A 24200-nucleotide genomic window follows, 5' to 3' on the forward strand; every position below is an offset into this window, starting at 1 on the left:
CTTACCTCACCGCCAGCAGGGATCGGAAGCCACCGCGCAAGACGATAGCAATCAGCGCCGGCGCGCCGAGTGCGGCCAGCAACGTCCCGACCGGCAGCTCGAAGGGTTGCGATAGCCAGCGCGCCAGCACATCAGCCGCCAAGAGGAACACCATGCCGAACAGCGTCGAGAACAGCAGCTGTCGGAGCAGTGCCACCGGTTCGATCAATCGAGCGCAGTAGGCTGCTAGAAAGCCCACGAAACCGACGGGCCCGGCAAGAGATATCGCGCAGGCCGTCAGCAATGTCGAGGCGACCAGGACGCCCAGTCGCACCCAGGTGGTGTGAATGCCCAGCGCCCGCGCCTGGCTGTCACCCATTTGCATCAGGGTCAGTTGTCGGCAGAGCAGCCCGGCGAGTGCCAGGCCCAGCAGCGCGACGGGCGTGACGGTGCCCACCGCGTCGAGCCGGGTGGCCGAGAGGGAGCCCAGGTTCCAGAACCGAAATTGCTCCAAGGCCACACGTGTCGACAGCAACATGAAATTCGACAGACCGCCGAATATCGCAGCCAGCGCGACGCCGGCGAGGATGAGTTTCAGCGGGCTGGCTTGGCCCAGCATCAAGCCGATGCCGAGCACCACGAGGTTGCCCAGCAGGGCGCCGGCACCGGACCAGAGCAGATAGCCCCGTGTCGATTCGACGCCGTAGAAAATGAGACCGATGACCAGCCCCAGCACTGCGCCGGCATTAACGCCGAGCAAGCCGGGTTCGGCCAGCGGATTACGTGTTGCGCTTTGCAGCAGCGAGGCGGCGATGGCAAGACTTCCGCCAACAACGAGCGCCGCCAGCGTACGCGGCAAACGCAGTGTCTCTACCACCATGGCCAGTTTTTCATCCGCCACGGCGAGTTGGTTTCCGAGAAGATAGTGCAGCACTTCGACCGCGCCGTAGACACCCGCGCCGGTGCTCATCGAGAGCGCCAGCAAGCCCAGAAGAAGCGTGCCGCCAGCGATGAGGACCGCTTGCTGGTAGCCGGGGAAGGTCGAATCAATCCGTGTCATTGGTTTCGAGCAAACTCCTGAAGCCCGGCAGCTAGGCTGCCGGGCGATGGCGGGTATCAGATGTCGTAGCTGAAGCCAACGAACACCGTACGCCCCATGAGGATGTTGTCGACCGACTGGGCGACATCGTCGCGCTTCTCGTTGGTCAGGTTGTTCATGCCGGCGTTAAATGCAAGTTGAGGCGTAGCCTGGTACCGACTGCCGAGGTTGAGCACGTGGAAGGCCCCGCTTTCCTGGGCTCCGCTGGCTGGTGTCGACAGCCATTGGCTTCCGACATACTGGTAGTCTAGGTTTAGCGCGAGTGCCGGTAATGCCCGCCAATCGAGCCCGACGTTCGCAATGTGCTGCGGAGTGTTGTTTAACGGCTTTTCGGCCTCGCGGTCCTCGGCATCAGAATAGGTGTAGTTCGCACGCAGGCCGAGTGCTTCGGTGAAAGCGTAGCGGCCTACAAGTTCATAACCGCGTACGCGCGCCGTGCTTATATTGCTGTAGGTCATCACGGTTGGGCGGTATCCCGCACTCCAACGGTCGCTGACGATCATGTCGTCAATCTCTGTCTGGAAGAGTGTGACGCCTGCTTCGAAACTGTCGTTTTGGTAGAGCGTGCCTAGCTCGTAGCTTATTGCTGTCTCGGGCTTTAGCTGCGCGTTACCTTTGACCCGGCAGAAACCTTGGCACGCAGCCACGCTGTAGGTCTCGTCAGACTGATAGATGGCAGGCGCCTTGAACGACTTGCCGACACCGCCCTTGATAACCCAGTTGTCGGTTAGGTTATAGACGCCGTATGCGCGCGGACTAAACTCGCTACCGAACGCGTCGTGGTGATCCCAACGCCCACCCAGCGTCACGTCTAGATCTCCCAGCGAGAATTCGTCCTGTACAAAGAGCGCATACTGATCAACGTTGGTTTCGGTCCCGAGATTCTGGTTGTGGCTGAAATCGGTTCGACGGCGTTCGGCGCCGACAGTCAACAGCTGGCCGGCAACGATTCCACTGAGCTGACCATCGACCGTATGATTCTGCTGCTCCGCCTGTCCGACCACGTTACCGTTGAATCGGGTCATCAGCTCGGAACCATCGGTTAGTTCGACATCTTCATAGTAGTAGCGCAGTCGGCTGTTGAAGCCATCCCAGCGGCCGCTGTGTGCGAGCCCAAAACTAGTCCGCTCCATTTCCTGATCGTTTTGAACTACGCCGTAACGCATGCCTGGGTACCAGTTTGCAACGCGCTCATCTTCCCGATGGGTGATATCGACGTCGACGGTCTGCCGCTCGTCGAGCAGCCAGCTCAGCGAGCCGTACATACTTCCGGCCTGGCGGTGCTCTGCAGCATCGGCATCTGGCGAAACGGTCTGGTCTGAGCGCCAGGCAGCTTGGTCGACGCCTTCAACAATCAGGTTACCTAAGAGCCTGTTTTCGATCAGAGCGCCGCTTACGTAACCACTGGCCTTGTGGCTGTCGCCTGAGTCGCCCACGGTTGGCGCCTCAAAGGTATAGGCGATTCCAGCCCTGGTTTGGTCGCTGGGTTGCAGCAGGATCACGTTCACCACGCCCCCGATCGCATCGGCACCGTAAAGCGAAGACATCGGCCCGCGGATTACTTCGATGCGATCAATTGCCGCAATGGGGATCGACGACAAGTCAAAATCATTCGCGTACTCAGAGGTCAACACATCGCGGGAGTTAATCCGGCGGCCGTTGACTAGAAGTAACGTGTAGTCCGCATCCAGACCACGCAATTTGATCTCTTTGCGTCCGTAGGTTGAGGAGGGGTTAATTTGCACACCGGGCAGGTACTTCACTGCATCGGCCAGGTTGTAAACCGGTCTCTGCTCAAGCTCCTCACGGGTCACCACCGACACGCTGGCCGGCGCGCTGAGCTCGCTGTGTGCCGTCTGGGTGGCGGTGATGACTTGTTGCTCCAGAGCAACAGGCTCGGCCGCGAGTGCGGCAAGCGGCATAAGGCTGACCACGATGGTCAGGGATAGGTGACGGGGACGGCTGATACCCCGGTTTAGTGCGATTGACATAGCATGCTCCGTTGCTGCTCGAGGGTCGAAAGGACTGATCACGTATCCGCGACGGGTTAGCCCGCCTGTTGTTTGGTTGAGGTGAGGCACATGTCGCGCTGTCTGATGCCATGAAGCAGATAAAGCACGCCGAGACCCGCCACGACGCCCGCTACTGCATAGAAGGCGGCTAGCTGTTCGAAGCCGATCACTTGGTGTTGAGGCCCTTCGCTCAGATAGCGCGCTGAAAACAAACTGCCGAGTCCGGCGGCGACATTCGAAACCGTTCCCTGAAACGCCATGAATGCTGCGCGTTGGTGAGCATGGGGAACGCCGGCGGCAATGGTCATGGTGCTGTTGGTACGCACGGCACTCAGCGCCATGAACAGCGTGAAGATGACGTAGAGGGAGATGCCCACCGGTGCGGCGAACCCAAGCAAGGTCACCAGTGAGAGGGAGCCGCTGCTGACAAGCACCACTGTTACAGCGCTGCCGCGATCGATCCAGGCGCCGCCGATCCGCATGGCCGCAAGGCTGGCAACGCCGCCGAGCAGATACAGCAGACCCAGATGCGAGCGCGGAAAGTCCAGATTGAATTCAAAGTAAGTGGCGAAGTGGGGCACCAGTAGAAAGTGCCCAAACATCTGCAATGACGTGATGCCAAGTGCGACCAGGCAGAGGCGCGAACCCAACAGCGATCGGACCGAGGCTTTTGGCCGTTCCACGACTGCAGGCTTGGGCAGCAACAACTGGCACAGCAGCGCCAGCAGCAGCCCCGTCCCGCCCAACAGGAAAAAAGGTGCCGTCCAGTTCCAGCGAATCGAACATTCCAAGGCCAGCGGAATGATCAGAATCGCGGCGAGTGAAAAGCCCATCCCGACATAGGCAAGCTGGCGGCCGCGCTCCGCAGGCGGTATCAGGTCGAGCATGGTGGCCATCAGAATCGCGCCCATCGGACCCGCCACCAGGCCGGACAGCACGAAGATCGCAATCAGCTGGTTGGGGCCGGTCGCCCAGGCACAGCTCAGCAGCAGGGCAAATCGCAGGACGAGGAGGGTGATCAGCGCGCGCTTGCGGTCGAAACGATCCAGCCAGGGTGCACTGACGAACCCACTTAGCGCGGCAGCCAAGGTTGCGCCGCCGCTGATGTAGCCAACGTGGCTGGCCTCCATGCCGAGCTCGCGCACGAGGTCCGGCCCAAGCGGCATGACCATCATCAGGCTGCCAATGGACAGCATGTTGATCAGCATCGCTAGGTGAACAGAGATCCTCGTCTGGTCGGCAACTTTCATTGGATTGCGGCACGCTCGGTTTGTCAGGCGGCTGCATCCTAAGTCAAGCTGAAAGCTATATCAAACACAAATCGTTCGCATTACCATAATCAGGTGGTCGCAGCTGATGTTCTGAAGTCAGCAGGACAGTGCACGTTGAAATCAGACGATCCAACAGCGTGCGAAAACCGGCGGGGTCGTTACAGTCGATAAACTGTGTTGGTCAGCCGATGGTCATCAGGCTCGCATTGCCGCCCGCCGCAGCGGTATTGATGCTCAACGCGCGCTCGATCAACAGCCGCTCCAAAGGAATGTCGGTATCGCCGCTGGCCATTCCCTGCACACCGACAATCGGACCGCTGCGTTGCGATAGCCGCTGGCTGACGTCGAGCAGCTGGTCGGGTTCGCCGTGGTAGAGCACGACATCGAAACGCGTAGCGTCGCTGGTCCAGTCCGAGGTCAAGGTGATCCTGGCTTGGACTGCCTGAGGGAGCGAGGCGTGAAGCGCTTGTGCCGGCGAGACATCAGGTAGCACGGCCTCGCTGCCAACGGCCAATACCGCCGCGAGCTGGATCATCAGGTCGCCTTCGTCGTCTGCCAGACACAGCACATGCTCGCGTGGCAGCAGGCTGTAGCTGTTGCGCTCACCGGTTGGGCCGTTGAGCAAGCGAGTGGTACCGCTCTGGGATTGGTTGGCGTAGCGCTCACAGAGGGTGGCAACTGCTTCCCGGCCGGTTTGCCGAGCCCACTCCTGGAACTGCCGGGCGGCGTCGGCCTGGGCGGGGGCGCGACGCACCTCGGGTAGCGTCTGCGTACCGCCGAAGTTCAGTGCGCGCAACAGCGCGTCGTGTGGCCGCTCCGATAGCAGGCGATACAGATACAGCGGGCCGCCAGCCTTGGGTCCGGTACCGGAAAGACCTTCGCCGCCGAACGGCTGCACCCCGACTACTGCGCCAACAATGTTGCGGTTGACGTAGAGGTTGCCGACCTTGGCACGGTCGATGACCTTGGCGATGGTTTCATCAATGCGGGTATGCACACCCAAGGTCAATCCGTAGCCCGCCGCGTTGATCTGGTCCAGAAGTTGGTCCATCTCCGTGCGGCGATAGCGCAATACGTGCAGCACCGGGCCGAAGACTTCCTGCTGCAGCTCATCAAGGCGTTCGAGTTCGATCAGCGTGGGCGTCACGAAGGTGCCATGGGCGCATTCCTTCTCGTCGACACGGGCCAGCTGATGCACGCGTCGGCCTTTGTCGCGCATGGCCTGCAAGTGGCGCTCGATGGTGTCGCGCGCTTCACTATCGATGACCGGGCCTACATCCACTGACAGGCGCTGCGGATTACCCATTCGTGCTTCGGCCATGGCGCCTTTGAGCATGCTGATGACTCGTTCCGCGACATCTTCCTGTATGCAAAACACCCGCAAGGCGGAGCAGCGTTGACCGGCGCTGTCGAAGGCCGACGCCATCACATCCATGACGACTTGTTCAGCCAACGCCGAGGAGTCAACGATCATCGCGTTCTGACCGCCGGTTTCTGCAATCAACGGAATGCTACGTCCACGCTCGTCCAGACGTCCGGCGATGCTGCGTTGCAAGATCGAGGCAACAGCTGTGGAACCGGTGAACATCACGCCGCGGATACGTTCGTCAGCGACCAGCTGGGCACCGACGGTTTCGCCGCGCCCTGGCAGCAGCTGCAGGGCGCCCTTGGGAATGCCCGCTTCATGCAAGATCTGCACGCCCAGCATGGCGATCAAGGGTGTTTGCTCCGCCGGCTTGGCCAGTACGGTATTGCCGGCGCCCAGCGCGGCGCAGACCTGGCCAATGAAGATCGCAAGCGGGAAGTTCCACGGGCTGATGCAGACCACCGGGCCGAGTGGTAAATGGGTGTCGTTGTGGAAGTTGTCACGCACTTCGGCGCCGTAGAAACGCAGGAAATCGACGGCTTCGCGCACTTCCGCAATGGCGTTGGCGAAGGACTTACCCGCTTCGCGGATAAGTACGCCCAGCAGCTGTTGCATGCGCTGTTCCATCAGATCCGCGGCCTTTGCTAATGCAGCTGCGCGCTCGGCGGGCGGGGTGCTCCTCCAAGCGCTGGCGCAGTCGAGGGCGCAGCGCAGGGCATTGTCGACATCCGCTTCGCTGGCTTCCTGCACGTGACCGACCGTATCCCGATGATCAGCCGGGTTGAGCAAGGGCGCGGCGGGATTCGTCGAAACGGCGTCACAGCCGAGTAATGGAGCAGCAGTCAGGCGTTGGCGTGCGCCAGCAAGCAAGGCGGACGAAAGCGAGGCCAGCCGTTGCTCATTGGACAGATCAAGGCCGCAGGCATTGAGCCGACCGGGCCCATACAGGTGCTGGGGCAGCGGAATCCGCGGGTGCGGCAGGCCGAGTGTGCCTTCCGAGGCGAACATCTGTTCAACCGTCGTCACCGGGTCTGCGACAAGCTCTTCGAGCGAGATGCTCTTGTCTGCGATGCGGTTGACGAAGGAGGTATTGGCGCCGTTTTCAAGCAGCCGGCGGACCAGATAGGCCAACAGGGTTTCGTGGCTGCCAACGGGCGCATAGATGCGGCAAGGCCGGTTGAGACGTCCGTCCTCCTTGCCCACGACCTGCTCGTAAAGCGGCTCGCCCATGCCATGCAGGCACTGGAATTCATATTGACCGGGGTAGTAGTTCTGCCCGGCCAGGTGATAAACCGCGGCCAGGGTATGCGCATTGTGTGTGGCGAATTGCGGATAGATGGCTTCGGGCGTGGCAAGCAGCTTGCGCGCGCAAGCAATGAACGACACGTCCGTATAGGCCTTGCGCGTATAGACCGGATATCCCTCAAGGCCATTGAGCTGCGCCAGCTTGATCTCGCTGTCCCAGTAAGCGCCCTTGACCAGGCGGATCATCAAGCGATGGTGGCTGCGCTTGGCCAGGTCGATCAGGAAATCCACGGTGTAGGGGCAGCGCTTCTGGTAAGCCTGAATGACGAAACCGATGCCGTTCCAGTCGACCAATGACGGCTCGAAGCAAAGCCGTTCGAGTAGTTCCAGGGACAACTCGAGGCGATCCGCTTCCTCGGCATCGATGTTGATGCCAATGTCATAGCGCCGCGCCAGTTCAGTCAGTGACACCAGGACAGGGTAGAGCTCATCCATCACCCGGTCGTACTGCGCACGGCTGTAACGCGGGTGTAGAGCCGACAGTTTGATCGAGATGCCTGGGCCCTCGTAAATGCCACGACCGCGCGAAGCCATGCCGATGGAATGGATTGCCTGTTCGTATGAGGCCAGATAGCGCCGCGCATCTGCTGCGGTGAGCGCAGCTTCGCCAAGCATGTCGTAGGAATACCTGAAGCCTTTGGCTTCCATGGTTTGGGCATTGGTCAGCGCTTCGTTGATGGTTTCGCCGGTGACGAACTGCTCGCCCATCAACCGCATCGCCATGTCCACGCCCTTGCGGATGAGCGGCTCGCCACCTTTGCCGATCAGGCGGTTCAGTGATGATGAAAGGCTGGTTTCGTTATGCGTGGCCACCAGCCGGCCGGTGAGCATCAAACCCCAGGTGGCGGCGTTCACAAACACTGACTGGCTGTTGCCCAGGTGCGGTTGCCAGTTGCCGGTGCTGATCTTGTCGCGGATCAACGCATCCCGAGTGCCCCTGTCCGGCACTCTCAGCAAGGCCTCAGCCAGGCACATCAAGGCGACGCCTTCCTGGGATGACAATGAGAATTCCTGTAGCAACCCCTGCACCAGGCCTTGCCGTCCACCGGCGCTTTTCTGGTTGCGCAGCTTCTCAGCGATGCGTAGCGCAAGTCGGTGGGTCGCTTCGGCCTTTTCCGGCGACAGCCGCGCCTGCTCCAATAGCATCGGCAAGGCCTCCGGCTCAGGGCGGCGATAGGCAGCGGTGATGGCTGCGCGGAGCACCGACTGCGGCAGAATGCTCTGTGCAAACTCGATGAACGGCTGGCTGTCAGGAACAAGATTGGCCGTTTGATCCTCCCCGACGTGCGACACCGCCTCGGTTTCGGGCTGACTCGTGTCGCGTTCGACCTGCTCGAGGTAGCGGAGCAGTGCCTGTTCGATCACCCACTGTGGCGGGCGCTCGATCCGCCTGGCTGCGTCCTCGAGCCGATCGCGAGTTGCTTCGTCGAGCGTGATGCCGAGTGTGCTGGTGACCATGTGGCTGTCCTCCGTGGTGCGGTAGGCGGGATACCTCGGCGGCTGCGCAGCAAGCTGCGATCTGTCATCTCCACCAGTAGACAAGCCCGTGCGGCTTATCCATCTGTCTCTCCTCAGCGTAGACCCTCGCTGTGCATTGATCCGGCGCATCCGGCAGATGACGCCTCGCCGATGATTGCTGGCTCTGGACTCTCACGAAACAATGCGTCTAGCGACGCAGTTCAATTGGGTCTACGAGATCTGAAAGCGCTGGACCGCGCCTCCACAGATGCAGGATCGCTCTCCGGGGCGCTGCTTGAAGCCAGCACACGCGTCGCTGGTTCAGTGTTTTTCCGGCTCCGGCACGTCGGATTCGCTGACCCCTTCTTTGCGGATCTTTTCCTCCGCCTCATCTTCATCTTCTGCGTCGCCCTGCAGGCTCTGTTGTTCGGGCGCCGGGTCATATTGCAATTCGACCAGTACAGGAAAATGGTCGGAACCGAACTCGGGCAGGCGTTGGATGCGTACCAGCTGGAAGTGATGGCTATGAAACAAGTGATCCAGCGGCCAGCGGAGAAACCAGTGCTGAGCGTGGAAACTGTTGACCATACCGCGACCGACGCGTGGGTCTAGCAATCCGCTGATCTTGCGAAACAGCCGTGTGTTGGGTGACCAGGCTACATCGTTGAGGTCGCCGGTGACGATGACCGGAATGTCTTCCAGATCGTCCCGAACGCTCTCGGCTACTACCAGCAGTTCGACGTCGCGCTCGGTTGATTCGTCGTTTTCCGTGGGACTAGGCGGGGCGGGGTGCAGGAAGTGCATGCGGATCGCCAGCTGATCATTCAGACGGACCTTGGCGTGCATCGACGGCACATCGTCTTCGACCAGGAAACGGGTTTCCGCATTTTCCAACGGCAAACGGGACCAGACATGCATGCCGTAAAGGTTGTCCAGCGGGCACCGGCAGGAGTAGGGGTATTCGTTGCTTAGTTCCTCGAGCTGATCCTCCCACCATTGATCAGTTTCCAGCGTCACCAAGATATCGGGCCGGTGCTCGCGGACCAGCGCTTTGAGCTTGTCGGTCTGGCGGTTCGGCGTCAGGACGTTGGCCGCCATAACGCGTATGCGGGGTTTTTCGCTGTCAGGAACGGCTGTTTTCACCTCGGGACGCCACAAGCGGGTGTACGGGATGATCCACCAGGCCTGGTAGGCAAGGCAGAGGATCGACAGAGCACTGATCAGAACTTGAAGCGGTTTGGCGTAAGACAGCAATAGCGCCTGGGCCAATAGCAATGCAAAGGCGAGTACGCACAGTTGCAAGCGTGGGAAATCGAGCCCGCGTACCCACCAGACGGGGTTCTTCCAGAGTGGTAGAAACGTCAGCACGACCAGCAGACCAGTCGCTGCCAACAGGATTTCTTCCGTCATGACCGATCCTCGGTGCTATTCGGCGCGACGTCATATCGGCCGTTCGGGTAGCTGTAAGCAGGCATAACGAATTCGTCCCGTCTACGCGTTGATTGGTTCCGCTTGTTTTGTGATGAAGAGGTGGGGAGAGGGTGTAGGCCTCCTGCGGGCCCGCTGAGTAAGGAGAGCCAACAAAAAAAGGCCTGACACGTAAAACGTGTCAGGCCTTCGCTAGAGTGGCTGCCGCTCGAGGTTACAGCGGTTCGCCAATGGCTGCGCAGCTGTTCGGAGCCGCGGCATGCCTTCTCAGCACCGCTAGCTGCGGCTGCTCCGCGCCGCCCGCTACGTCGAGTGCAAGAATGTAGTTGCCCCACCATGGACCACCGGCCCAGTAGGTCAGCGGAACGCAGTTCTCGCGCAGGTAGCCGAGCAGGTTATCCATCGCGACGATCGCATCGGGCGCATAGTTTGGCACGCCCATCTCGCCGATGAAGCCGCGCAGGTTGTTGGTCCTCAGCCAGTCCACGAAGGGTTTGGCGCGATTGATGCCGAGCTCCGGTGCGAAGGTTTCGGTCTTGTCCACATACATCCCCGACGTATCCCGGTCGAGGTACATGTGGGCTTCGAAGATCAGGTTATTGTTCGGGTCGCGCATCCAGGGATCGGAGATGAGCTGGGTGTTCGATTGCGGCCAGTGCCAGGCGCTGGAGAACCGATCTCCGGCAACGTAGACCCAGTTAGTGCGGTCGACCTTGCGGATTTCCTTAGCGGCCGCCAGCGCAGCTTGCGGCCAGAGCCCTTTGGTGTTCGGCTCGTTCATCAGACCGTAGCCGCTGAGTGCCGGATGCTTGCCGACTTTCAGCGCGATTCGCTTCCAGGTATTGGCGAACGACTGGATCGATACCGTTTCGGAACCTATCGGCTGGCGGTAGTAACGATAGTAGTTATGCATGTCCAGCACGACCTTCACGCCATGCTTGTGGGCAAAGTCGAGCGATTGGGTGAGCAGTGCCAGCTGCGCAGTGTCGAGCTCGGTGTCCAGCTTCGGTTGTATGCGCTCCCAGAGAAAAGGCAGACGCACCAGCTTCAAACCCTGCTCGGCGTATTTCTTGTAGTAGGACTCGGCTGGATAGATGTAATTGGTCCCGTGTTTACCCGGCAAGACTGAAGGACCGAAGGCGGCGCCAGACAGCGCAACACCGACAAGGCGTACCGGCTCGATTGTCGGCAGCGTGACCTCGGCAATCGGCGCCGAAGGCGCGGCGGGCAGGATGACCGGAGCCGCTACCAGGCTGAGTTTGTGCGGATAACCAATGCGATTGCCATCGAGCACGGGACCATCCATGAACACCGTAAGGGCGCCGCTGGCGGGCTTTACCGAGGTAATGGTGCGCACCTGACCGTCGGCCGTGCGTACCGATGCGCCAACTACGAAGGCCGCCTTGTTTTGTGCGGTCGCAGCGACCGAAACGGCTGCCGACGCACGCCAGGAGCCGTTCAGCCAGTAGCTGTTGGTGAATTTGTTGATCAGCGCCGCATGGCTCGGCGAGGCAACCGGCGCGGGGCTGGGTTCGGCTGGCGCGGGTAGCGTGCTCGCCACGGTGCTCACGCGGAGCCTGTTGGGATAACCGACCAGATTGCCGTCGAGCACCGGACCATTCAGGAATACTGTCAGGGTGCCGCTGGCCGGTTTGAGCGCGGTGACCGTACGAATCTGCCCATCTGCTGTACGCACCGAGGTGCCGACTCGAAACGCTGTCATGTTCTGTTGAGTCGCGGCGACCGAAACGCCTGCCGAGGCGCGCCAGGAGCCGTTCTGCCAGTAGCTATTGGTGAACTTATTGACCAATGCCGAGTAAGACAGGCTCGACACGCTCGTGTCCACGCCACTAGCAGCGTAAGCGCCACCTACAGGGAAAAAGCCCAACAGCGTGGCCAGGGCCATTACAGGCATGAGGCCTTTACTGGGCCTCGGGGAAAAATGGTTAAACATCGGCTCACCGTGATCATGAACACCGAACTAGGTTTCGGTGTAGCGACAAGGGGAGGTTGATCAATAAGCGGCGCTGCAAAGGCAGGCGGTATCCCACAAACAGAACGAACCAATCCGTAAAACGACCAGGGCTGTGAAAGCTCCCGTTTCGTTTGCGTACTTATAATTTATTTTGCAAATCACTAAAACTTTTAGCGACCACGTATTGGCGCCAATAAATAGGCTATGTCCGCGATTAATAGCAGTTTGATATTAAGTCGCCACGCTGTCGTCCATGCGCGCCGGTCTGGAGCCCTTTGGTTGTAAGGGCTGCGCGGATGATGGCGTCATTTTTTTGAATTAACCGTTAACGCTGTCTCCCTTCTAGTAAGGAAGTAATCCGATAAACGGTAGGTTATTTGTTGAACTATTCTGAGATTCCGGTTGCTGGTTGCGCTGGGTGTCAGGGCAACGGCAACTGCATGTAAGCGGCACTAGGTTCGAAGCGTTTCGCTGCGGGCGGCCGAGCTGGGAGGACGCTTTGGTTGTTGTAAAGCGCTCAAGCTTCGGGCAGGGTCAAAGTCAGGCCTCTATCTGCGGAGTCATTCCATGTCGGAGCTATACCCTCGCGTTGATCCCGATGGGCTGATCGAATACTCGGTCGTCTACACGGACCGATCGCTGAACCACATGTCCCGGTCGTTCCAGAGCGTGATGAACGACATCTCCAGCACGCTGAAATCTGTCTACAACGCCCGCTCAGTCGCAGTGGTGCCGGGCAGCGGCACCTTTGGAATGGAAGCGGTGGCACGTCAGCTGGCCCACGACCGCAACTGCCTGGTGATTCGCAACGGCTGGTTCAGCTATCGATGGACGCAGATATTCGAGATGGGCCGGATTCCAGCGCAGTCAACCGTGCTCAAAGCGCGACCACTGGATCAGACTGCGCAAGCTGCGTTCACACCGCCGCCTATAGATGAAGTGGTCGCCAGCATTTCCACCAACAAGCCGGACCTGGTATTTGCTCCCCATGTGGAAACCTCGTCCGGGATCATCCTGCCGGATGACTACCTGCGCGCGATCGGCGACGCCGTGCATGCGGTGGGCGGGCTGTTCGTACTCGATTGCATTGCCTCCGGTGCGCTCTGGGTTGATATGCAGGCGAGCGGCGTGGATGTGCTGATCAGCGCGCCTCAAAAAGGCTGGAGCGCTTCACCCTGTTGCGCACTGGTGATGCTCAGCGAGGCTGCCCAGGCACGCGTCGAGGCGACTCAGAGCAGCAGCTTCGCCTGCGACCTGAAGAAATGGCTGCAGATCATGCAGGCCTACGAGCAGGGCGGTCACGCCTATCACGCCACCATGCCGAGCGACGCCTTGGCGCGCTTTCGCGATGTCATGCTGGAAACTCGAGACTACGGATTTGAAACCGTTCGTGCGCAGCAGCTGGAGCTTGGGCAGCGAGTGCGATCATTGCTGGCGCAGAAGGGCTTCAAGAGCGTGGCTGCCCCTGGGTTCGAAGCGCCTGGCGTGGTGGTCTGCTACACCGACGATGCTGGCATCAAGAACGGCAGCAAATTTGCCGCACAAGGTCTGCAGATTGCCGCCGGTGTCCCGCTGCAGTGTGATGAGCCTGCGGACTTCCAGACCTTCCGCATGGGGCTGTTTGGCCTCGAGAAGCTGAAAAACGTCGATCGGACTATCGATATCTTGCAGGGCGCCCTCGAGCAAATCGTCGCCGGCTAGGCCCCGTCGAGTGCAACGGTCAGGCGAAATCTAGACCGCTCGTCGAACAATCGGGGGCGTTGCGACTGATTCGCAAGTCGGTCGTTTCGGCGCGTGACGCGCGAGATGGCTGCGATTACGGTCATTGGGAGGGGTAAGAGGTGCTAGAACCTGCGAGCTAGACACATTCCTGAAACAAAAATGTGTTTGCACGAACCGTTATGCTGGCTACGCTGAAATTGTACAAAGCTTATTACAACAAGAAAGAGGGGCTAACTATGACCAACAACCAGAATGCTCAGGTCGTTGCACTCGAGTTGTGGCGCTTTTGCGCTCACTGCGTTGCTGCCATCGTTGTTGTAGGAGCGGTACTGATTGGGTTCCTTGGATCATGGGAGCTGGGCCTCAAGGTAGGTGTCTTGCCGTTACTTGCACTCGTTGCAGCGGACATCTTGGCCAGACGGCGGGAGCATGACATTCAACTAAGGAATTCCTGACCACCTGCCATCCTGCGCGAGCTGGTGGAGTTCGTGCAGGATATTCACTCATTCAAGATGAACATCCCGGGTACGTTTGGCACCCGTTATCGGTGCGTTAACTCGTAAAGGGTCGCCCAATCAGACACCTGGTCTGCTGGCATGGGTGGCGCTATACCGTATCCCTGGGCCAGATAGCAGCCCATCCCCAGTAGCATTTTCTCTTGCAGGTCCGTTTCTACGCCTTCCGCAATCACTTCTCGTTCGAACGTCCGCGACAGGTTGATGATTGCCTCGGATAAAGCGAGGTCCTCCTTGTCGTGAAGAATGTCACGCACGAACGACTTGTCGATCTTGATCGTTTGTGCCGGTAATCGCTTGAGATAGTTGAGTGATGAAAAGCCCGTGCCGAAGTCATCCAGCGAAAAGGTGACCCCCATCTGCTGGCAGTCGATCAGGCATTGGCTGACGTGCTCGAGATTGTCGATGGCCGTGGACTCTACAATCTCGAGATCAAGTAACCGCGGTTCGACATCCGAATGTTTGGCCAGCAGGCGCTGCAAGCGATCGACGAAATTGGGCAGCTGGAAATGCCGCGCCGCGATGTTCACGCTCGTCGGCCAATGATGTCCTTCGGCATTCCAGATGCGTAGCTGGCGTAACGCCTGCTCCATCACCCAGTCACCGATCTCTATGATGACATCGGTCCGCTCCACAGCGGGCAGGAACGCGTCAGGCGGCAATAGACCCAGCTCCGGGTGCTGCCACCGCAGCAGTGCTTCGAAACCGATTACCGTGCCGTTGCGCAGGTTCACCTTGGGTTGGTAGTGCAGGCGCAGTTCATCATTCTCCAGCGCATGTTTCACGCACTCGATGTTCTTGAAGGCTGCCTGCGTCTTCTGACTGATCGACACGTCAAAGAAGCGAAAGCGGTTACGACCGCTTTGCTTGGCTTCGTACATCGCTTGATCAGCATGGCGTAACAAAGTATCGGGGCCTTCGTTATCCTGTGGGTAGATGGTTACGCCGAGAGAGCCGGCAACCTTCATAACGTATCCGTCGATGTGGAAGGGCACGGCGATGACGTCCAGGACGCGCTGCAACGCGGCAGGAAGCAGCGTTTCATCGACTTGATCCAGCAGCAACACGAATTCGTCTCCGCCTAGACGCGCAAGAAGATCTTCCGTGCGCAATTCCCGCGTCAGCCGGTTCGCCACTTCGACGAGTAGCAAATCGCCCGTGGCGTGCCCGTAGCGGTCGTTCACCGCCTTGAAACCGTCGAGATCAAGAATGCATACCGCAAGCGAGCGACCATGACGCTGCGCTGCCGAGATGGCTTGATGCAGCCGGTCGTGCAGATAGGCCCGGTTCGGAAGTGTAGTGAGCACGTCATGGGACGCACGCCACTGCATGGCCTCGAGTAGCTCATGCTTTTCCGTCACATCGAACCGGATCGAAATGTACTTCTCGACGTATTGCGCCAGGTCGTCCTTGATCGGGACGATGGTGCTGTTGACCCAGTAGAGCGAGCCGTCCTTGCGGCGGTTGCATATCTCGCCCTTCCAGATATGGCCTCTTGAAATGGTGCGCCATAACGTCCGAAAGAATTCGGGAGTGTGCTGACCGGAATTGAGAAGGCGATGATTCGCGCCGATCAGTTCGCCCTTGGTGTAGCCAGATATCGCACAGAATTGATCGTTGATATGAGTAATGGTCCCGCGGAGATCCGTCTCTGAATAAATCGCCGCAGCGTCTACAGCGGTCCGATACTTATCTTCATTCATTGGCTAACCACGCTAATGACCACTGGCTTAGGGGTGCCTGAATGATTACGGCCCCTTTGGATTAATACTGACTCGGTGCGGTAGGGAAAGTGCAGCGGGGGGGTAGGGTATTGGCTCTCTGCAGCGTAGCCGGCGTTACGGCCCTGAGAAGTCACACTGTTTCAGGAACGGGTTGTCTGCTTGGAACTCCGATGAATAAGCGCAGCAGCAGACCCAACGTCCTGCCTATTCAACCCGGTAGTACCTCTATGCCCCAAACCCGCCTGACCTCCACACGTGCCTGGCTCGATCGCCTTGATAAGTCGCGTCACGCCATGCCTATGCTGTTTGTAGCGTCCATGATGGAGACGCTGCTCATCCCGATTCCCATCGAGGTGATTCTCATCCCCTGGATGCTCTGTCACGCCGACCGTAAATGGCGGATCGCAACGGTCGCGCTGGCTGGAAATCTCACGGCCGCCACGCTGGGTTACTACCTGGGTGTATTCGCGATGGATCAGTGGGGCGATACGCTGGTTGGACTGTTTGGTGGACAGGAAGCCTACGACGCGTTTGATCAGCAATTCCGGGAGGATGGGTTCACCGCGATCCTCGCGATTGGCATCATCCCGATCCCCTTCCAGATCGCCATGCTCGTGGCGGGCGCCAGCGCCTACCCGATCTTTCTGTTTCTGGCGGCCGCCTGTCTCGCCCGGGGTGCCCGTTACTACGGCCTTGCATTGTTGATCGCGGTGGCGGGCAAAGCGGCATTGGATATCTGGAATCGCCATGCCAAGCCGATAGGCATCGCCGGGCTCGTATTATTTGCGGTGTGGCTGTGGTTCAAGTTGGCGCCCTGAACCACTGCGCGAATCGAGATCACAGCCGCTGCATGACGCGGCAGGGAGACCGCTAGGCGGCGCGCCCCTCTAGGTACTCACGGTAATAGTCCAACGTGGCGAGATTCTTGTCCTTGGCTTCGAACATCATGTCGAAACGGTCGAGGAATTCACGGGCGTAGAGATTGGTCCAGCGATTCCACATGCGCTTGCTGTGGCTGTAGAGGTCGCGCTTGCTCAGCGTTTCGAGCAGGGCTGGCATCTCCATTTTCTCATCGGCGGAAAAGCCCATTTCCATCAGTCGCTCCGGCGGCTGCGAATAGTGCATGGTTGGCCTTACGCCGTGCCAGCTGTCGATAATGCGCGCCACGCGTGGGTCGTGTGGGTCGATGTACCGGTCTTCGTTGATCCAGCAGTGGTGGATATCCAGCACCACGGGCGCCAGGTCGGCGAGCTGCAGGCAATCATCGACGCCGTAGGTCTTCTCCTCGTTCTCGAAGGTGATGCAGTGGCGCGCTTCCTGCGATAACCGTGGCCATATCGAACGAATGCCTTCGACGCCCAGGCGACCTGCGATGTGCACGTTGCACTTGAAGTCCTGGAACTGCCGGCCGAAGCCCATCATCCGGATCATGTCGGCGTGATACTCAAATTCCGCCAGGCTGTTTTCCACCACCTGGGGCTTGTCCGAAGCCAGTACACAATACTGGCTGGGGTGCAGCGACAGGCGAATGCCCAAGGCTCTGGCTCGCTCGCCGATCTGTGCGAAGCCCGTTTCGATCGCGTTACGCACGTCCGCCTGGCGATAGAAATCCGCCGCCTCCGGATGGCTGTAGAAGGGCAACAGATCGCTGCTCAGACGCAGCATGCGCAGCGGCTCCGGCAGTGTGCCGACGTAATTGATCAGCCGAACCTGCGCCGCCAGGTTGTGCTCGATGATGTCGTTCAGCTTTTCCCGCGCCACCTCCTGCGACACGCTGTTGAGCCAGCGCAGCGTGGTCGCGCGCGGATTGAAAGTGCGCTCGATTGCTTCCAGCTCCTTCAGCGATTCGCTGTGGCTGGGATGGCGGTACATGCAGGCGAAACCGATTCTGTACATAACGACCTATGTCTGGCAGCGCTTGGAACTACGCGGCGTAGATGACTGTTCTGTTTAGTACCTCGACGATGCGCCGCGTGCGATGCATCTGATGAACTGTCGAACGCGGAAACGAGAACGGGGCCCTAAGGCCCCGAGTGCGTGCCGCTATTTAAATCAACCGCAATGGTAGCTCAGCGCCAGTTTGTAGACCGAAGTGTCCAGCCCCTCGAAACGGGCCTTCAACTGCAGGGCCAGGTACAGCGAATAATGCCGTGACTGGTGCAGGTTGCCACCATGGAACCAAAGGTTCTGCTGCTGCGTGGGCTTCCACATGTTGCGCAGTTCGCCTTCGTATGGGCCTGGATCCTTGGTGGTGCCGGACCCCAGTCCCCAGCAACGGCCAACCTTGTCTGCGACATCCTGAGAGATCAGCTTGGCCGCCCAGCCGTTCATCGAACCGTAGCCCGTGGCATAGACGATAAGATCTGCCGGCAAACGGCTGCCATCGCTGAGCAGCACGGCGTCCGCCTCGATCCGTTCGACGTTCAGCCCTGGTCCGCTCTTCAACTTGATGGTGCCGTTGGCGATCAGCTCAGAGGCGCCGACGTCGATGTAGTACCCCGAGCCGCGACGCACGTACTTGAGAAACAAGCCGGACTCATCGTCACCGAAGTCGAGCATGAAGCCGGCAGCGGCGAGGCGATCATAGAACGCCTTGTCGCGCTCTTTTACCTGCTCGAAGGCCTGGCGATGGAATTCGGGCAGAACCTTGTAAGGGATGGATGCGAAGAGCATGTCGGCTTTATCGGTGGTCAGCCCGCTCTCGAGCGCATCCTCGGAGTAGAGCGGGCCGAAGACGATATCCATCAGCGAGTCGGAACGCACGATGTGAGTGCTGGAGCGCTGGACCATGGTTACCTCAGCGCCGTTTTCCACCAGATCGGCGCAGATGTCATGTGCCGAGTTGTTCGCGCCAATGACCACGGCGCGCTTGCCGCGCCAGGCATCGCCGCCCGGATGCTGGCTGGAGTGGTGCTGCTGACCTGCGAAACTTTGCGCACCGGCATACACCGGGACATTGGGCACACCTGACATGCCGGTTGCCAGGATCAGCTGCGTGGGCTTGAGCGTTAGCGGCTTGCCGTCGCGCAGCACCTGAACGGTCCAGTGGCCTTCGTTTTCATCGAAGCTGGCGCTGACGCACTCGGTCTTGGCCCAGTAGTTGAGCTCCATGACCTTGGCATACATTTCCAGCCAGTCGCCGATTTGATCCTTCGGTGTAAACACCGGCCAATGTTCCGGAAACGGCAGATAAGGCATGTGGTCGTACCAGACCGGATCATGCAGACACAGCGACTTGTAGCGACCGCGCCACTGATCGCCGGGCCGCTCGGCTTTGTCGATGATCAGCGAGGGTACGCCCAGTCGCTTGAGTCGTGCGCCCAGCCCCAGCCCGCCCTGGCCGCCTCCGATCACCAGGCAATAGGGCTGTTCGGTGATGCCGAGGGCGGCTTCTTCATCGCGGCGCTTTTCCAGCCAGTTGCGCCGGTCGACACGGCCATGGCCGTGCTCCGCACCCATCGGCCTGCGGCGCCCGGTCGGCTCCTCGAAACCCTTGAGTTCACGCATGGTGGTGAGCAATGTCCAGCACAGGCCGTCCTTCAATCGCACGTAACCTTTGCCGCGCGCGACTTCAGTTTCCAGGCTGATCCAGCCTTCCAGCACACCGTCAGCAAATGTCGCTTCACCTTCGAGTTTCCAGCTCTCCGGTTTGGTCTCCTCAAGACGGGCTTCAAGCATGTCGCGGATATCGGCCTTGCCCTCGAGCGTGACCAGATTCCAGCTGAACAGGACCAGGTCCCGCCAATGGCAGTCCTCGGCAAAGAGATCGAGAGCGCCGTCGATGTCACGTTGCGCGAGGCGCTGGCCGAGGCGTTCGACCCAAGCGGCGAGCTGGGCAGTGGGTGTCTCGGCCGGGGTCATGGAGTCGATACTGATGTTCATGGGTATGTCCTTGCGAAGGTTCTTGTTATCTATGCAGCGTGCAGTCGTTCAGCGTTTCCACGAAGCCGGTTGGCATGCGTTGAAGCTGGAGGCTGCGAGCGCAACCGCGCGGTGTCCGCTTGGGTCAGTCGATGGCCCATTCAAGGCCGGGAAGCGAAAGGGGCATGGGATTCTCCTGATCATTGTTGTTGTGGCCGGATACCACATCGATCAGAGCAAAGGCCGGGCCAGAGATCGGGAACGCGCGTTATAGACGGCTTGGTTGCACGGACCACATCGCTGACGGAGCGTGGCTGTGTCAGATCTGACACAGTCCGCTGTGACAGTCTGTCTCCTGTTTGGGACGGCATGCGCTGCGCGACTGATTGGCCTATGCTGGCGCAAACCGCTCATGAATCAGCGCGGAGAAAAACAACAATGACGTCACCGCACATCGCTCGGCATGCCCATCAGGTTCTCAGTTTCGGTGAGGGACTGAACGCAGCCCATGGGCCTGCTTCCGATCCCGCCATCGCTCGCTCCTGGCGGCGTTGCCTGGATCAGCACCGTCTCGACCCAACGAGCGCACGTGCAACCTGCGTAGTCGAGCAGACGCGCCTGCGCGAGCACCGCGAACAGTTGCAGCAGGTGGTCGGTGTGGCGCACTGGCAGATGAACAGCCTGCATCAGCAACTGGGCGGCGCTGGCCATGCGGTCCTGCTGACGGATGCACGTGGCGTAGTGATCGACAGTGTTTCCAGCGAGGCGGAGCGCACGGAATTCCAGCGCGCCGGCCTGTGGCTCGGAGCTGTATGGGACGAGGCGGTCGAGGGCACCAACGGCGTCGGAATGTGCCTGCTCGAACGCCAGGCCTTGACCATCTGCCGTGACGAACACTTTCGTGGCCGTCATGCCACGCTGACCTGCTCGGCCAGCCCGGTGTTCGATCCGCAGGGCGAATTGCTGGCGGTACTGAACGTGTCATCGGCACGTGAAGAGCTGTCGCACCAGCAGCGTTTTCACACTATGGCGCTGACCAATCTGTCGGCGAAGCTGATCGAAAGCTGCTTCTTTCTGCAGCATTGCGAGGGCGCCTATCTGCTGCGCTTTCACGCCCAGCCCGAATACATTGGTCTGCTCAGCGAAGGGCTACTGGCGTTCGATGGCGGCGGCCGAATAAGCGCCGCCAACGATACGGCACTGGGGTTGCTTGGTGCTCGTCGTAACGCCTTACTGGAGATGTCGCTGGAGCAGGTGTTGGACATTCGCCTGGACGAACTGCTGCAACGCGCCACACCGCAGCCAGGCACCTGCTGGCCGCTTCGCACACTGGACGGCCAGCTGCTGCATGGCCAGCTACGCGGTCCGAAAATGCGCGTGATTCCGGCTCGGGGCAAATGCGCGGAACCACAAACAGCGGGGTTGTGCCTCGAGGACCCATCGCTGCGAAGCGGCTTTCAACGGGCGCTCAAGGTCATGGAGCGGGACGTGCCGGTGCTTTTGCACGGCGAGACTGGAACAGGCAAGGAGGCGTTCGCCGCCGCTCTTCATCGCGCCAGTTCGCGGGCACAAAAGCCGTTCGTTGCGCTTAACTGCGCCGCTATTCCCGAAACGCTGATCGAGAGCGAGCTGTTCGGCTATCGCGGCGGCAGTTTCACCGGGGCACGCAAGGAAGGCATGGCGGGCAAGCTACAGCAGGCCAACGGTGGCATTCTCTTCCTCGATGAGATCGGTGACATGCCGCTGGCCCTACAAACCCGGTTGCTGCGTGTATTGGAGGAGCGCCAAGTCGTACCATTGGGCGCTGTCGTGCCGACGCCGCTGGACGTGCGGCTGATCAGCGCCAGTCACCGCGACCTGCAAGGATTGGTCGCCGAAGGGCGCTTTCGCGAAGACCTTTTCTATCGTCTCAACGGGCTAACGGTGGAGCTTTCACCGGTACGAGCGCGCAGCGATCGTGATGCGTTGCTTGATCACCTTACCGAGAAGGAAGCACGAGGGGAGGCCGTACAGCTGGACGCCAGGGCGCGTCAGCTGCTCCTTTCTTATGACTGGCCCGGCAACGTTCGGCAGATGCGCAACGTGCTCAGAACCTTGATTGCCTTGGCTGAGGGCGGTTTTATCGGCGGCGCTGACGTTGAGGCTGTGCTTCCTGCATACCCGCCGTTGACGATGCACGAGCCAGCCCAGGATCTGCTGGGTCAGGCCGAGCGCGAGGCCTTGTTAGCGGTTCTCGACGCGCGGCAGTGGCACGTCAGTCGCGCTGCGCAACAGCTGGGGATCAGCCGTAACACGCTGTACCGAAAACTGCGCAAGTACGGAATCACTAGAAGCTGAGCCGGCACTGCGGCAACACTTGGCGGGTTGTCGCCTGGAGCCCAGCCGCAAGGCAAAAACCCGTACCATATCGGCCACCTGTCTAGCCCCGGTTGGTTGTTCATGCTGTCTGCCGTCAAGCGCTACAAGCTGCTGGTGTCCAGTGCGCTCGCGCGTTGTTTTCCGCGTACCTCTGCGTACGTTCAGTCCGAAGATGATCTGATTTTGCGTCGCTGGCCGGACGCCGGGGTAAAGTCCGGCGGCAAGTCGGGGCATCCAGGCAAAAAGGTCAGGAAAGCCAAGTCAGCCGCTAAGCCAACGCGCCTTGCAGATACGGCTGCCAGTACCGCGCCCAAGGTCGCGTCCAAGCCCCGAACGAAGGCGCGCAAGCCGGCCGGTGACGGTATCTACGGCCCTGCGAAACTCTCCGTGACCGAGCAACAAATCCAGGCCATGCGCCTGCGAGTAGGGCGGGCGGTGGACGCAGGCGTGATCCGAGCGCCGTCCGACGAGCAATGGGCGATGATTCTTGAAGAGTCGCCAGCAACACGGATATTCGCTGGGGCGGGCTCGGGCAAATCCACGACGCTGGTGTTGCGCGTGGTGTTCATGCTCTGCCACCTGGACATTCCGCCCGAGCGGCTCACCGTAATTTCCTTCACCAACGCCTCGTGCGCCGAGTTGCGCGAGCAACTGATCCGAGTGCTGGGGTTCTGGAATTTCGACTTTGATCTGGCCCGCGCACGTCAGTGCGTTCGTACCTTCCACTCGGCCATGGCAGTGCTGGCCAAGGACCTGCTCGGCAAACCGCAGTGGTTCGAACAACTGGACGAGAAGGGGGCTTCGCCTACAGAGCTGGACAACCCGCTCACCGCGTCGCGTTTACGGGCCGGCCAGTTGCGGTTGCTGAAAGAGGCGTACCAGCGCTGTTACGTCGAAGACCAACGTTTCCGAGAGCTGGTGCATGCCTTGCTAGGTCTCGCTCCGCCGCCCGAGTCTGGCACCCGGCGGGCGGTTCCGCGTGCGCCCTTGGACGGCTGCAAGCTGGCCGGTGAGTTCAGTACAGCGCCGTTGTTCGAGGCGTTTTATGTCCAAGCCGGCTTCATCGAAAGCATCGGCATTCGCATCGACCAGATTCAACTGACACGGCTGGCGTCCAAGGAACCCGAGCGTAACTTCATCGAAGCGCTGCAGCTGTTCTGGCGGCATTTCCAGAGCGCTCTGGAAGCCCAGGGCTTGATGACGTTCAACGGTGCGTTCCAAGCCCTGACTCAGCGGCTGAACGGCGGTGGCAAGGTTTCCGGCGATGCGCTGGCACCGTTCAGCCATCTGCTGATCGACGAGTTTCAGGATATATCGCCACAGATCGTTCAGTGGCTACAGGCGTTGCACGGCACCCTTGCGAGACAGGGTGAAACGGTCAGCCTGATGGCAATCGGTGATGACTGGCAGTCGATCTATGGCTGGCGGGGCAGTTCGCCGGAGCTGTTCATGGACTTCAACAAGTACTTCCCGGCGAAGGGCGGAGCGAAGCAAAGTCGGACGTTGGTGCTGGAAACCAACTATCGTTCCATCGAACCGGTAATCCGCGACGGCGAAGCCGTGCTGGCGGGCGTTGCGGTCAAACAGGCGAAAGCCAGCAAGGCGAGCCGCCCAACGCAGCCAGGCGATCACGGCGTGAAGCTGATTACCCGTTTCGATATCAAGACCCGTCTTCCCGATCTGATCCGCGATATCCAGACCCAGTGCGACCACGTCGCCGGGCTGCCGAACGCCGACCGTAATGCCGTACTGGTTCTCAGCCGTCGCAACGAACCCTTGCGTGCCATCGAGGCGCAGCTGGATCGCAAGCTGCCGGTCAAGGCATACACCATCCACCGCGCCAAAGGCCTGCAGGCTGAAGTTGCGATCATCGTCGATGACTGCCTGCCGAGTGAACGCCACCCGCTGCGCAGTGCGTTGTACGCCTACAGCGGCTTCTTTCGGAACAGCTATGACCAGGCCATGGCGGATGAAAACCTGCGGCTGGCGTACGTGGCGATCACTCGCGGGGTAAGCCGGGTGTTCTGGTACACGCAGAAAGCGCAGGGTGCGACGCGGCTGCTTGCTGACAAAGGTAAGGTCCGTTAAGCACCAGCAATTTACAGCTAGGGTTGAGCGGTGACTGAT

At 60.1% G+C, this 24200-nt stretch carries 13 protein-coding genes; 4 read left to right on the plus strand and 9 right to left on the minus strand.

Features of this window, described 5'->3' with window-relative positions:
- Nucleotide 1 precedes the first annotated feature (1 nt).
- The 6 genes from ACQKIK_RS15990 to ACQKIK_RS16015 all read right to left on the minus strand — a co-directional run bounded on the left by ACQKIK_RS15990 (nucleotide 2) and on the right by ACQKIK_RS16015 (nucleotide 11833).
- Nucleotides 2-1039, minus strand: coding sequence for a FecCD family ABC transporter permease (locus ACQKIK_RS15990; protein ID WP_499136649.1), 1038 nt, complete (start codon nucleotides 1037-1039; stop codon nucleotides 2-4).
- Nucleotides 1040-1095: 56 nt separating this feature from the next.
- Nucleotides 1096-3069 carry a TonB-dependent receptor domain-containing protein gene (locus ACQKIK_RS15995; RefSeq protein WP_499136738.1) on the minus strand — a complete coding sequence of 658 codons (1974 nt, stop codon included), beginning with the start codon at nucleotides 3067-3069 and terminating at the stop codon, nucleotides 1096-1098.
- A gap of 56 nt (nucleotides 3070-3125) precedes the next feature.
- On the minus strand, nucleotides 3126-4340 hold the full coding sequence (locus tag ACQKIK_RS16000; RefSeq protein ID WP_499136650.1) for an MFS transporter: 1215 nt from the start codon (nucleotides 4338-4340) through the stop codon (nucleotides 3126-3128).
- A gap of 202 nt (nucleotides 4341-4542) precedes the next feature.
- Nucleotides 4543-8490: a trifunctional transcriptional regulator/proline dehydrogenase/L-glutamate gamma-semialdehyde dehydrogenase gene (gene putA / locus ACQKIK_RS16005; protein WP_499136651.1), complete on the minus strand. Its 3948-nt coding sequence runs from the start codon at nucleotides 8488-8490 to the stop codon at nucleotides 4543-4545.
- A 321-nt stretch (nucleotides 8491-8811) separates the two neighbouring features.
- Complete coding sequence (locus ACQKIK_RS16010; protein WP_046161374.1) at nucleotides 8812-9900, minus strand: endonuclease/exonuclease/phosphatase family protein; 1089 nt, start codon at nucleotides 9898-9900, stop codon at nucleotides 8812-8814.
- Nucleotides 9901-10132: 232 nt separating this feature from the next.
- Nucleotides 10133-11833 (minus strand): glycoside hydrolase family 5 protein, encoded by a 1701-nt coding sequence (locus ACQKIK_RS16015; RefSeq protein WP_499136652.1) that lies wholly within the window; start codon nucleotides 11831-11833, stop codon nucleotides 10133-10135.
- A 627-nt stretch (nucleotides 11834-12460) separates the two neighbouring features.
- Here ACQKIK_RS16015 and ACQKIK_RS16020 point away from each other — a divergent pair.
- Nucleotides 12461-13594, plus strand: coding sequence for an aminotransferase class V-fold PLP-dependent enzyme (locus tag ACQKIK_RS16020; protein ID WP_499136653.1), 1134 nt, complete (start codon nucleotides 12461-12463; stop codon nucleotides 13592-13594).
- A 562-nt stretch (nucleotides 13595-14156) separates the two neighbouring features.
- Here the strand turns inward: ACQKIK_RS16020 and ACQKIK_RS16025 are convergent.
- Nucleotides 14157-15833 carry a putative bifunctional diguanylate cyclase/phosphodiesterase gene (locus tag ACQKIK_RS16025; protein ID WP_499136654.1) on the minus strand — a complete coding sequence of 559 codons (1677 nt, stop codon included), beginning with the start codon at nucleotides 15831-15833 and terminating at the stop codon, nucleotides 14157-14159.
- 248 nt (nucleotides 15834-16081) lie between these two features.
- Between ACQKIK_RS16025 and ACQKIK_RS16030 the strand changes: the two genes are divergently transcribed.
- The gene (locus ACQKIK_RS16030) at nucleotides 16082-16672 is read left to right on the plus strand and encodes a YqaA family protein (protein ID WP_499136655.1); all 591 of its coding nucleotides are present in this window, start codon (nucleotides 16082-16084) and stop codon (nucleotides 16670-16672) included.
- 52 nt (nucleotides 16673-16724) lie between these two features.
- On the opposite strand, the gene uvsE is transcribed toward ACQKIK_RS16030, so the two are convergent.
- Together uvsE and ACQKIK_RS16040 are read right to left on the minus strand one after the other, a co-directional pair.
- Nucleotides 16725-17750: a UV DNA damage repair endonuclease UvsE gene (gene uvsE / locus ACQKIK_RS16035; RefSeq protein ID WP_499136656.1), complete on the minus strand. Its 1026-nt coding sequence runs from the start codon at nucleotides 17748-17750 to the stop codon at nucleotides 16725-16727.
- A gap of 156 nt (nucleotides 17751-17906) precedes the next feature.
- Nucleotides 17907-19736 (minus strand): NAD(P)-binding domain-containing protein, encoded by a 1830-nt coding sequence (locus ACQKIK_RS16040; protein WP_499136658.1) that lies wholly within the window; start codon nucleotides 19734-19736, stop codon nucleotides 17907-17909.
- Nucleotides 19737-20153: 417 nt separating this feature from the next.
- Between ACQKIK_RS16040 and ACQKIK_RS16045 the strand changes: the two genes are divergently transcribed.
- Together ACQKIK_RS16045 and ACQKIK_RS16050 are read left to right on the plus strand one after the other, a co-directional pair.
- Nucleotides 20154-22052, plus strand: a complete 1899-nt coding sequence (locus tag ACQKIK_RS16045) for a sigma-54-dependent Fis family transcriptional regulator (protein ID WP_499136660.1) — start codon at nucleotides 20154-20156, stop codon at nucleotides 22050-22052.
- 102 nt (nucleotides 22053-22154) lie between these two features.
- Entirely contained in the window at nucleotides 22155-24161 is a 2007-nt protein-coding gene (locus ACQKIK_RS16050; RefSeq protein WP_499136661.1) for a UvrD-helicase domain-containing protein, read from the plus strand.
- Nucleotides 24162-24200 lie beyond the last annotated feature (39 nt).

It is taken from the genome of Pseudomonas sp. NPDC047961, assembly GCF_050272435.1.
In the GTDB taxonomy this organism is placed as follows: Bacteria; Pseudomonadota; Gammaproteobacteria; order Pseudomonadales; family Pseudomonadaceae; genus Stutzerimonas.